Consider the following 8456-nt stretch of genomic DNA (forward strand, 5'->3'; position numbering starts at 1 on the left):
CTATTTTTGTTTTCGTCTGCGGCTTCAGATGTGTATAAGAGCCAGCACGGGAACGGTGGCAGGGCGCGGTCACGCCGGCGGCCGGATTCCGCGCCGGCGTGCCCGCGCCCTGCCACTGTCCCGGTTGCTGCCCTTCTCCCTGGGCCTGGCTCTCTCCCAGCGGTACGGCCCGGGGTCGTCCCTGCGACTGTGCGGTTTCCTGCGCCGTTCCTTGTGCGGTTTCCTGCTCCTGTGCGGCGCGGCGGTACTCGCCGCCGGATGTCACGTCGGGCATGCCTGTTCACCCCTGCTTTGTCTGGTGGCGGTGGAGGCCCGGCAGGTGGAAGCCGGAGCTGCCCTCGTGGCGCCCGGCCGTCCGGGAGTCCTCCGCGGGCCGGGTCGTCGGCGCCCGGTGGTGGCTTTCGCCGACCAGGTCGTCGAGGAGGGCACGGGCCTCGACCATGGCGGCCCTCAGGTCCTCGGTGCCAGGGGCTTCGCCGCCCCGTGCGCCGCCGTCCTGATGGAAGCGGGTGACGTGGTGCACGTGCCGGTAGCCCTGCACGTGGTCGGCGTGGTGCACGGCGAGCGCGGCGACCTGCTCGTCGTAGCGCCCGCCGTCCGGGTAGCCGCGGGCGCCCGCGGCGTCGGCGAGGATCCGGTCCGCCTCGGCGACCGCCTCGCGCGGGGAGTCGACGAAGCGCTCCTGCGCGGCCGCCCAGCGCGCCTCGAACCTCTCGCGCTCCGCGGGCTCCAGCGGCCGCTCCTTCAGCCCGCCGTGCCGCTCCACCAAGCCGCCGAGTTCACGCTCGGCCGCCTTGACGTCGCCGTCGTGCCGGGCCACTGCCCGGTCGTACTCGGGCCCGAAGCGGCGCTTCAGGCCTCGTCCTCCATGTGCCGACCCTCGTGCCCGCACGGCCAGGACGGCCGCGACGGCGACGACGACCGCCACGATCACGATGAGAGCGATGATCACGCCTGTGGACATGGTTGCCTTCCGGTGTTTCGGCCCCGCGGGCCGGTTCACCGTCCGGGTTGCCCGGACCGCGCCGGACAAACGGCCGCGGGCGTCGTACCCTGCCCCCGCATATCCGGTTGCGCGCTCGGTGGTACCCCCGCCGAGAATGGCCGGCATGACCTGGATCATCGCCCCGGAACCCGTGGACTCCCCTGTCGCCGCCGCGCTGTGGCGGGAGTACTACACCGAGGTCAGCGACCGCTGGTATCTGCTGCACGAGGGGCGGCGCACCGATCCCGCCGAGCTGGAGCGGGAGATCGCCGCCGGGCGGGGAACCGAACTGGCGCCGCCCACCGGCCGGTTGCTCGTCGCACGGTACGACGGTGAGCCGGCCGGCAGTGCGGGCGTGCGGCTGCTGGACGCGTCGACGGCCGAGCTGAAGCGGGTGTTCCTGCGGCCGGGGGCGCGGGGCAGGGGCGGGGGTCCGCTGCTCGTCGGGGCCGCCGAGGACGCCGCCCGCGCTCTCGGCGCCCGGCGGATGATCCTCGACACCCGCGGCGACCTCGTCGAGGCCCGCACGCTGTACGCCCGCCTCGGCTACCGGGAAGGCGCCCGGCACAACGACGAGCCGTACGCCGAGCACTGGTTCAGCAAGGACCTGTCCGGCGCGGATTCCGGCGGCGCGCGCCTCAGCTGAGCCGGGGCGCGGGGCGTTCGTCGTGCGGCTGCTCGCGGTCGGAGCCGCACAGTTCGGCGTTCAGCTCCGCCACCAGCTGGGTCAGGTCGGTGGGGCGGTCCGGGCCCCACCAGTCGCCGAGCAGTTCGGCCAGCGACTCCTCGCGGGCCCGCGAGAGGTGTTCGGCGACCTCGCGGCCCTCGTCGGTGGGCAGCAGGTCGAGGCCCGCACGCACGGCGAGCCGGCGTTCCTCGATCTGCCGGGTGGCCTCCAGGATCACCGGCAGCGGGACGGGGACGCGCTCGGCGAGTCTGCCCGGTTCGACGCTGCCGTGGCGTTTCATGCGCAGCAGCATCCAGCTCGCGGCGGGCAGCAGGTCGTAGCCGGCCCGCGCGGTGATCGTCCGGTAGATCTCGCGGCGGCCCTCGCGGGTGCCGAGGACGGACAGTGCCCGGCACACCTCGTCGTACGAGGAACGCTGGACCGGGTTGCTGGCCAGGGTCTCCGTCACGTCCGGAGCGGTGACCGAGCCGCGCAGCGGGTCCTCCTTGAGGAACCAGGAGAGGACGAAGCCGAGGAGGGCGACCGGGACGGCGTAGAGGAAGACGTCCGTGATGGACGAGGCGTACGCGTGCAGGACCTGTGGGCGCAGGGCGGCGGGCAGGTCGCCGATGATGCGCGGGTCGGCCTCCAGGGCGTCGAGGGAGACGGCCGACGGGAGGTCCACGCCCCGGAAGGCGTCCGCGAGCTTGTCGCCGAGACCGTTGGTGAAGACGGTGCCGAAGATGGCGACGCCGAACGAGGCTCCGATGGAGCGGAAGAAGGTCGCGCCGGAGGTGGCGACGCCGAGGTCCTCGTAGGAGACGGCGTTCTGCACGATGAGGACCAGGACCTGCATCACCAGGCCGAGGCCCAGGCCGAAGACGAAGAAGAACGCGCTCATCACGGCGGTGGAGCTGTGCTCGTCGAGCTGGTGCAGCAGGAGCAGGCCGATGGCCGTGACGGCGGTGCCGGTGACCGGGAACACCTTCCAGCGGCCGGTGCGGCTGACGATCTGCCCGGAGGCCGTGGACGCCAGCAGCAGGCCGGCCACCATCGGCAGCATGTGCACACCGGACAGGGTCGGTGAGACGCCGTGCACGACCTGGAGGAAGGTCGGCAGATAGGTCATCGCGCCGAACATCGCGAAGCCGACGATGAAGCTGATCACGGCGGACAGCGTGAAGGTGCGGATGCGGAACAGCTTGAGCGGCAGGACGGGTTCGGCGGCCCTGCGCTCCACGGCCACGAAGACGAAGGCCAGGGCGACGCCCAGCACGGCGAGTCCGACGATCTGCGGGGAGCCCCAGCCCCAGGTGGTGCCGCCCAGCGAGGCCACCAGCACCAGACAGGTGGCGACGGAGGCGATGAGGAGGGTGCCGAGGTAGTCGATGACGTGCTTGGCCGACTTGCGGGGGATGCGCAGGACGGCCGCGATGACGGCGAGCGCGACGGCACCGAGCGGGAGGTTGACGTAGAAGACCCAGCGCCAGCTCAGGTGCTCGGTGAACAGGCCGCCCAGGAGGGGCCCCAGGACACTGGTCGCGCCGAAGACCGCACCGAACAGGCCCTGGTAGCGGCCTCGTTCGCGCGGCGGGACGATGTCGCCGACGATCGCCATCGACAGCACCATCAACCCGCCGCCGCCCAGGCCCTGGAGTGCGCGGAAGCCGATGAGCTGCGGCATGTTCTGTGCCGTTCCGCACAGTGCCGAGCCGATCAGGAAGATCACGATCGCGATCTGGAACAGCCGTTTGCGCCCGTACTGGTCGCCCAGCTTGCCCCAGAGCGGGGTCGCGGCGGTCGACGCCAGCAGGTAGGCGGTGACCACCCAGGAGAGGTGTTCCATGCCGCCCAGGTCGCTGACGATGGTGGGCAGCGCCGTCGACACGATCGTCTGGTCGAGGGCGGCGAGCAGCATGCCGAGCAGCAGCGCGCCGATCGACACGAGGACGTTGCCGGGCACGTGCTCCTGACGGGGATCCCCCGCCACGGCCTGCGCGTCCAAGGCCATGGATGCCTCCTGAGGCTCGCGTGGACATCTTCCATCGTGATCGGTGTGTCCCGTTATGGCCTGTCGAGTCCTACCGGAATCTCCTGTTCCGGGGGTCGCGGGCAGCCAGTTGTGTGGGGGATCTGCATAATCCTTGGAGTTTGGATGGGGAGGGACGAACGGGTGAACGATCCGACGGACCGACAGGGGCGACCGGGCGAGCCGGTGCGCCCGCAGGGGCACGGCCATCCGTGTCCGCAGTGCGGCGCGCTCCGGGCGGCGGACAACACCCCGTCGTGCGCGTGCGCGCAGCGCACCTCCGACGCCCTGCGCGACACCCGTGAGGCGGAGGTGGCCGCGGCGGAGGGCTTCGATCCGCTGCGGATACGGCCGTACGTGGAGCTGGGGGAAGCGGCCGGGGACGGTGGGGAGGCCGGCGACGTGACGATGCCGTTGCCCGCGGTACGGCCGACGCCTCCCGGTGACACGGTGTCCGACGCGACGATGACCCTGCGTGCGGTCGCCCCGGCCGCGGGTACGGCCCCGGTGCCGACGCCGCTCGCGCCCTCCGGCTCGACGCCCAGCGACACCGACCTGAGCCTGTTCGAGGCGGGCCGGGACTCCGGCAGCGGGCCGTACGACGACGGGGAGGCCCCGCACGGCCGACGGCGCCGCACACTGCTGATCGCGTCGACCGGTGCCGCCGTCGCCGTGATCGCCGCGGCCGGGTTCGCGAGCGGGCTGTTCTCCTACGAGTCGCCGACCCGCGACCGGGCCGCCGCGGAGGAGGTCCGCGCCGCCGTTCCGGACGCCTCCACGAGCGCGCCTCCAAAGTCGCCGTCGGCGAGCCGTTCCGCGTCCCCGTCGGCGGCCTCCAGCGCCCCGGCGTCGCCCTCCGAGAGCGCGAGCGCGTCACCGTCCGCCACGGAGTCCAGCGCCTCCCCGTCGCCCTCCCGCACGACCGAGCCGAGTCCGAGCGCGCCGACCACCCAGATCACGGGGTCGCTGGCGCCGGGGAACGGGGCGGAGGGCGGCAGCGGCGAGGTGACCGTCCTGCGCCGCGGGGACCAGGGGCCCGAGGTGACCGAACTCCAGCTACGGCTGCGGCAGTTGTACCTCTTCAACGACGAGGCGAACGGGATGTTCGGCAACCGCGTCGAGGAAGCCCTGCGCAACTACCAGTGGTCGCGGGGTATCCAGGGCGACGAGCTGGGCGAGTACGGGCCTGCCAGCCGGACGGGCCTCGAGTCGGAGACCAAGGAGCCGTAGGAGCGGCGGGGGCGGCGGGAGCGGCAGACGGGCCTCGGGGCGCGCGGCCCGGTTCTCACGCGGTCACGTGGATCCGGACGCGCTCGCCCACGACCTCCACCCGCACCGCCGTCAGATCCGCCACCACCACGTCCGGCCGGTGTGCCGCCGCACGCGGCCCGACCCCGACCACCCGCATTCCCGCGGCGCGCCCCGCCGCGATTCCCGCCCCCGAGTCCTCGAAGACGACGCACTCCGCCGGGGCCACCCCCAGCTCGGCCGCGCCCTTGAGGAAGCCCTCGGGGTCCGGCTTGCTCGCGCCGACCGATTCCGCGGTGACGCGGATCCCGGGGAGGGCCAGGCCCGCGGCGGCCATGCGGGCCGTCGAGAGGGGGGCGTCCGCCGAGGTGACCAGGGCGTGCGGGACGTCTCGCAGGGAGGCGAGGAACGCGCAGGCGCCGGGGACCGGCACGACGCCGTCCAGGTCGGCGGTCTCCTCCGCGAGCATCCGCGCGTTGTCGGCGAGGTTCTGCTCCATGGGGCGGTGCGGCAGCAGGACGGCCATCGAGGCGTATCCCTGGCGGCCGTGGACGACCTTCATGACGTCGTCACCGTCCAGACCGTGCCGGTCGGCCCAGCGCCGCCAGACGCGCTCCACGACGGCGTCGGAGTTCACGAGGGTGCCGTCCATGTCGAGGAGGAGGGCACGGGCGGTGAGGACGGTGGTGGACATAGGGCCTCTCGTTCGGATCAGGGTGGATCAGGGTGGAACAGGGAGCGGGGTCTGGTGCTGGGGGTACGGGCACCTCCCACGCCTTTCGGGCAGCGGGGGAGCATCGCAGGGCGGAGGAGGGAGGGAGTCGGGGCGGAGCCCGTGGGGGCCAGTTGCGCTCATGGGGGTCCCCCATGAGGCGGGGGAGAGTGATGACATGCAGCGAGGTGCGGTGCCAGGGCCCGCGAGCCCGGCCTGATCCACACGAGAGGCCCTGACGGCCGGCATCGGCGACTCCCAGCGCGGACGGGGCGCGTGCGCGAGCACGCGGGGAAACAAGGCGGCCCCGCCCGCCGGTCAGGGAAAACGGACGGGAGCCACTTTGTTTCCCCACGGTACAAAACAGTGGGGCACTCACGCCACCCGACCCGTCAGGGTTCACCCTCCGTTCAGCTCGCGCGGGGCTCGGCGCCCAGTTCGTCGCACGGCTCGCGCGGCTCTGGCGCCGGGCTCAGCCGGCGACCGCCTCCCACAGGCTCCACACGCCGAGGCCCAGCATCAGCACCGCCGCGATCTGGGTGATCACCTTCAGCGGCACCCGCTTCATCAGGGCCTTTCCGCCGACGATGCCCAGTCCGGCCACCGACCACAGGGCCAGCACCGCGCCGAGACCGACGGAGAGCGGGTCGTCGTAGCGGGCGGCGAGGTTGGCCGTCATGATCTGGGTCAGATCGCCGAACTCGGCGACGAGGATGAGCATGAAGCCCGCCCCGGAGACCTTCCAGAAGGACTGTTTCTCGGGTCCCCGGATCTCCTCGTCGCCCTCGTCCTTCTTCATCAGCAGCACGGCCGCGCCGCCGAGGAACAGCACACCGGTGAGCGCGTGCACGATCTGCTGCGGGAGCAGGGTCAGCACGCTGCCGGCCGCGACGGCGAGCGTGACGTGCAGCGCGAAGGCGGCTGCGACACCGGCGAAGACGTACGAAGCACGGTAGCGGGTGCCGAGGACGAGGCCGGCGAGGGCGGTCTTGTCGGGCAACTCGGCGAGGAAGACGACGCCGAAGACGAGCGCCGTCACGGTCAGGCTGATCAAGGGTCCTCAATCGGTCGGGGCCGCCCCACCGAGAGTGCTGCTTCCTTCGCACAGGACGCCTCGGCACGGCAGCACACGTGTGCTCCGCGCCACATGGCACGGAGGTGCACTGCTTGCCGAAGGTCTCGCTGGCCGACCCTGTGAGGGCCTGCCTCCGGGCGCCGGCTCAGACGAGCTGAGCAGTATGTCGACGGTCCGGCGAAGAGCTACTCCCCTTCTGCGCCGTCCATAGTACGTGACTCTCGCACCGACCTCCGGAGCCGACCGCACCGGCCTCCGTGGCCGACCACACCGACCTCCCGAGCCGACCGCACCGACCTCCGCAGCCGACCACACCGACCTCCGTGGCCGACCACACCGACCTCCCGAGCCGACCGCACCGACCTCCGTGGCCGACCACACCGACCTCCGTGGCCGACCGCGCAAGCACCATGAGGCCGGCCGCCGTCCAGGCCCGGCGCCGACGCGGGAGCACCCTGGGCCGACGGCTGCCCTGCCCCGGAATCCGACCCCCGGAATCCGACCCTGCACCGGCCGCGGTCCGGGGACCCGGCGCCGGCCGCGGCAGCACCCTCCGGTGGGCCCGGAAATCCTCTGGTCGCGGCCCCCGGAGCGGCCGGGGGACCGAAAGTCCCGTCGCACCCCTTGTTGTGTCATGCGCACGTCACTAGCTTCTTACCGCGCGCACACCTCCCCGCAATGCGACCCCGCGAGCATTCCCTCGCTCGCACCGCAACGCCCCCACCCCCTCAAGGGAGTTCGCATGTCGAAGTTCTACGCGCGTCGACGGGTCAGCATACTCGCGGCGCTCACCGGACTGATAGCCTCCGCCGCCCTGTTCAACTCCCCGAGCGCCTCCGCGGCCCTCCCCACTCCGGTCAGCGCCACCACCGCCCGCACCTACCTCGCCTCGCTCACCGTGGCGACCGAGGACCGCACCGGCTACAACCGCGACCTCTTCCCGCACTGGATCACCCAGTCCGGCACCTGCAACACCCGCGAGGTCGTCCTCAAGCGCGACGGCACCAACGTCGTCCAGGACTCCGCGTGCGCCGCCACCAGCGGCAGCTGGTACTCGGTCTACGAGGGCGCGACCTGGACCGCCGCCTCCGACGTCGACATCGACCACCTGGTTCCGCTCGCCGAGGCCTGGGACTCCGGCGCCGACAGCTGGACCACCTCCCGCCGCCAGTCCTTCGCCAACGACCTGACCCGTCCGCAGCTCATCGCCGTCACCGACAACGTCAACCAGTCCAAGGGCGACCAGGACCCCGCCACCTGGATGCCCTCGCGCACGGCCTACCGCTGCACCTACGTCCGGGCCTGGGTCCAGGTGAAGTACTACTACGGACTCTCCGTGGACTCCGCCGAGAAGAGCGCGCTCACCAGCTACCTCGCGAGCTGCTGATCCGGAATCCCGGCGAGGAACCTCCCCATCCGCCTCCGTCGTTCCGTACCGTACGGGGCGACGGAGGAGGCAATCACGTGGCCGGACTACGGCTGGGACCCCTGCTGAGATACGCCGACGGCTCGTCCGCGACGGTCTGGATCGAGGCGAGCCGCCCGTGCGCCGCCGAGGTGCGCTGCGCGGACGGCTCAGGCGGCACGACCCGCACCTTCCAGGTGGCGGGCCACCACTACGCCCTGATCCCGGTCACCGGGCTCACCCCGGGCACGGCCACGCCGTACGAGGTGTTCCTCGACGGCGCCCGCGCGTGGCCGTGCCCGGGGTGAGCCCGGTGCCCGGGATCAGGGCGTAGT

The 8456-nt window shown here is 72.4% G+C and carries 8 protein-coding genes and 1 pseudogene; 4 read left to right on the forward strand and 5 right to left on the reverse strand.

Features of this window, described 5'->3' with window-relative positions:
- Positions 1-274 (reverse strand): hypothetical protein (locus tag P1P75_RS36860; RefSeq protein ID WP_319263665.1); only part of this gene is annotated, 274 nt, incomplete at its 3' end.
- A 6-nt stretch (positions 275-280) separates the two neighbouring features.
- Entirely contained in the window at positions 281-964 is a 684-nt protein-coding gene (locus P1P75_RS36865; protein ID WP_319263666.1) for a hypothetical protein, read from the reverse strand.
- A 145-nt stretch (positions 965-1109) separates the two neighbouring features.
- On the opposite strand from P1P75_RS36865, the gene P1P75_RS36870 reads away from it, so the two are divergent.
- Positions 1110-1631 (forward strand): GNAT family N-acetyltransferase, encoded by a 522-nt coding sequence (locus P1P75_RS36870; protein ID WP_319263668.1) that lies wholly within the window; start codon positions 1110-1112, stop codon positions 1629-1631.
- On the opposite strand, the gene P1P75_RS36875 is transcribed toward P1P75_RS36870, so the two are convergent.
- Positions 1624-3663 (reverse strand): MDR family MFS transporter, encoded by a 2040-nt coding sequence (locus tag P1P75_RS36875; protein WP_319263670.1) that lies wholly within the window; start codon positions 3661-3663, stop codon positions 1624-1626. The two genes, P1P75_RS36870 and P1P75_RS36875, sit on opposite strands and share 8 nt — an antisense overlap.
- 162 nt (positions 3664-3825) lie before the next feature.
- Here P1P75_RS36875 and P1P75_RS36880 point away from each other — a divergent pair, with 162 nt between their 5' ends.
- Positions 3826-4911, forward strand: a complete 1086-nt coding sequence (locus P1P75_RS36880; RefSeq protein ID WP_319263671.1) for a peptidoglycan-binding protein — start codon at positions 3826-3828, stop codon at positions 4909-4911.
- A gap of 55 nt (positions 4912-4966) precedes the next feature.
- Here P1P75_RS36880 and P1P75_RS36885 read toward each other — a convergent pair whose 3' ends face one another.
- Entirely contained in the window at positions 4967-5623 is a 657-nt protein-coding gene (locus P1P75_RS36885) for an HAD-IA family hydrolase (protein ID WP_319263672.1), read from the reverse strand.
- A 490-nt stretch (positions 5624-6113) separates the two neighbouring features.
- The gene (locus P1P75_RS36890) at positions 6114-6695 is read right to left on the reverse strand and encodes a TMEM165/GDT1 family protein (protein WP_319263673.1); all 582 of its coding nucleotides are present in this window, start codon (positions 6693-6695) and stop codon (positions 6114-6116) included.
- Between the two features lie 763 nt (positions 6696-7458).
- On the opposite strand from P1P75_RS36890, the gene P1P75_RS36895 reads away from it, so the two are divergent.
- The gene (locus tag P1P75_RS36895) at positions 7459-8103 is read left to right on the forward strand and encodes an HNH endonuclease family protein (RefSeq protein ID WP_150470754.1); all 645 of its coding nucleotides are present in this window, start codon (positions 7459-7461) and stop codon (positions 8101-8103) included.
- Positions 8104-8180: 77 nt separating this feature from the next.
- Positions 8181-8417 (forward strand): annotated as a pseudogene (locus P1P75_RS36900) (alkaline phosphatase family protein); the annotation flags it as partial.
- Between the last annotated feature and the right edge of the window lie 39 nt (positions 8418-8456).

Origin of the sequence: Streptomyces sp. ID05-39B (genome assembly GCF_033794725.1) — a bacterium.
GTDB lineage: Bacteria > Actinomycetota > Actinomycetes > Streptomycetales > Streptomycetaceae > Streptomyces > Streptomyces bobili.

Excerpts from the sequence above, each read along its gene's own strand:
- P1P75_RS36865 (WP_319263666.1), bottom strand. The coding sequence starts at position 964 with ATGTCCACAGGCGTGATCATCGCTCTCATCGTGATCGTGGCGGTCGTC.
- P1P75_RS36870 (WP_319263668.1), top strand. The coding sequence starts at position 1,110 with ATGACCTGGATCATCGCCCCGGAACCCGTGGACTCCCCTGTCGCCGCC.
- P1P75_RS36875 (WP_319263670.1), bottom strand. The coding sequence starts at position 3,663 with ATGGCCTTGGACGCGCAGGCCGTGGCGGGGGATCCCCGTCAGGAGCAC.
- P1P75_RS36885 (WP_319263672.1), bottom strand. The coding sequence starts at position 5,623 with ATGTCCACCACCGTCCTCACCGCCCGTGCCCTCCTCCTCGACATGGAC.
- P1P75_RS36895 (WP_150470754.1), top strand. The coding sequence starts at position 7,459 with ATGTCGAAGTTCTACGCGCGTCGACGGGTCAGCATACTCGCGGCGCTC.